Below are 2169 nucleotides of genomic sequence, written 5' to 3'. Positions count from 1 at the left end.
GATAAAAATCGAAAAAATATAAAAGCAAGTGGAGAGAAACGAATTGTTTTTCTCCACTTGCTTCATTTTAGGGACTTATCGGACAGCCCCTTTTTTATTAAGCTTTACTGTGAAATTTGTTCTGTATCATCCACTCGCAATTTCAATATGCTGAGCAAATATTTTGTCCTGAAAAAACATCTCGATAGGTCACAGCCTCTTTATCGGATAGCCAGCCTGTTTCTCAGCGAATGATGTTATGTTAGCCTTTCAAGTGCCATCAGCTTCAAAGCATAGCGTTAAAAAAGGCGCGGAAGCAGCAATCCTTTCCTGACATGTTTTAAAATGATGATGAAATTTATGGCTGCAAAGGTGAATTTTTTTCATGATTTTAAAGTTATAATTTATTCCTTTTCGTCCAAAATAGCTTTAGATTCTAAAAAAGAAGGTGTCTTTCATATGGACATGGACGAAAAAAAACTAAAGGATTTCCAAAAGCAATTAATATTCATGAAAAATGAGATTGAAAAACGTTGGGACAATAACGATCATTTTCAATTGGAAAAAGGGCTGGACCATGAATCAACTGGAGAGCTTTCCAGCTACGACAATCACCCCGGAGACGATGCGACCGAACTGTATGAAAGAGAAAAAGATTTAGCATTAAATAAACATTTAGAAAAAGAATATGAAGAGATCGTTGAAGCATTAGAAAGAATTCATGAGGGCACTTACGGTACTTGTTCCGTCTGCGGAAAAAAAATTGATGAAGACCGTCTTAAAGCCATACCGACAGCCAAAACATGCAAAGAACATACTCTAGTTCAAACGATTTCTCATGAAAGACCTGTAGAGGAAGAAATACTTGATGCGACTTTTCACGGATCCTCTCAAATCGACCATGAAAATACCGCTGTTACTGAACCGTATGATTATTTTCAAGATGTTATCGAATACGGAACGTCAGAAACACCGCAAGATGTAAGAACTCCACCGTTATCGTACGGAGATATGTATAATTCCGATGATGAAATTGGATATATTGAAGATATTGAAAACTTCATTTATACAGATATTGAGGGAAAAAACGTAAACGTCTATCCGTCACATGAACATAAACGATATGAAAAAATGCTTGATGAAGAGGATTTAACAGTTTTATGGGGAGATCTTCCATTAACAGAAAAAGAACCATATACGAAAAATGATTAAAATTACAAGAAGACAAAAAAAGCGTTGCAGCTTGCAACGCTTTTTTTGATTTCGAAATGACTCCGCAGGCAGGATTCGAACCTGCGACCGTTCGGTTAACAGCCGAATGCTCTACCACTGAGCTACTGCGGAATATAAAAAAAATTTAAGGCATTTTGCCAAATAGAACAGCTATTGACTGACAATTGCAGCAATGTCAATTGCCCAACTAAGCTGCTTAAAAAATAGCAATGGGCCTGAGTGGACTTGAACCACCGACCTCACGCTTATCAGGCGTGCGCTCTAACCAGCTGAGCTACAAGCCCATATTAAGCGGGTGATGGGAATCGAACCCACGACATCAGCTTGGAAGGCTGAGGTTTTACCACTAAACTACACCCGCGCGAAAATATTTATTTTTCTATTTAAATGATAAACACGCAATTTCCATGCCTCTTCCTCTTCCAGCACTGTTCGAGGATGTAAATGCGTCGAGGCAACTCGCAGATTATTCATTGAAGTGTCGCTCGTGGCTGAGGTTTTACCACTAAACTACACCCGCATAATAAGCTGATAATAGAAATAAATACTTATTTTCAATGCCATATTATCTATCTCTACTATAGGCAAATGGGGCGACTGATGGGAATCGAACCCACGAATGCCAGAGCCACAATCTGGTGCGTTAACCACTTCGCCACAGTCGCCGCAATTAATAAAACAATGGCTCGGGACGGAATCGAACCGCCGACACAAGGATTTTCAGTCCTTTGCTCTACCGACTGAGCTACCGAGCCGTAAAACTCCGATAAAAAATTATGTACAATCCATCATTAAAGAAAGAATTCATTGACACAACCTGCTGTACTTGAAAAATTCCTCCTACAGCTGTTGAATCAATAATTAATGGCGGTCCCGACGGGAATCGAACCCGCGATCTCCTGCGTGACAGGCAGGCATGTTAACCGCTACACTACGGGACCATTGGTTGCGGGGGCA

General features: G+C 39.8%; 1 protein-coding gene and 6 tRNA genes. 1 reads left to right on the top strand and 6 read right to left on the bottom strand.

The features are described 5' to 3' along the window. Positions 1-438: 438 nt before the first annotated feature. The gene (locus FB379_RS18255) at positions 439-1191 is read left to right on the top strand and encodes a TraR/DksA C4-type zinc finger protein (protein ID WP_240326840.1); all 753 of its coding nucleotides are present in this window, start codon (positions 439-441) and stop codon (positions 1189-1191) included. A 60-nt stretch (positions 1192-1251) separates the two neighbouring features. Here the strand turns inward: FB379_RS18255 and FB379_RS18250 are convergent. From FB379_RS18250 to FB379_RS18225, 6 genes are all read right to left on the bottom strand, one after another. Then, a tRNA-Asn gene (locus FB379_RS18250) sits at positions 1252-1323 on the bottom strand. Between the two features lie 99 nt (positions 1324-1422). Next, positions 1423-1496 (bottom strand) — tRNA-Ile (locus FB379_RS18245). 6 nt (positions 1497-1502) lie between these two features. Next, positions 1503-1573, bottom strand: a tRNA-Gly gene (locus FB379_RS18240). Between the two features lie 228 nt (positions 1574-1801). Beyond that, a tRNA-His gene (locus FB379_RS18235) sits at positions 1802-1877 on the bottom strand. A gap of 17 nt (positions 1878-1894) precedes the next feature. Further along, positions 1895-1967, bottom strand: a tRNA-Phe gene (locus FB379_RS18230). A gap of 110 nt (positions 1968-2077) precedes the next feature. Continuing rightward, positions 2078-2153 (bottom strand) — tRNA-Asp (locus tag FB379_RS18225). Between the last annotated feature and the right edge of the window lie 16 nt (positions 2154-2169).

It is taken from the genome of Aeribacillus composti, assembly GCF_007827555.1.
GTDB classification, from domain to species: domain Bacteria; phylum Bacillota; class Bacilli; order Bacillales; family Aeribacillaceae; genus Aeribacillus; species Aeribacillus composti.
Note: the sequence above shows the minus strand (reverse complement) of the source record. Positions and strands in the feature narration are given on the sequence as shown.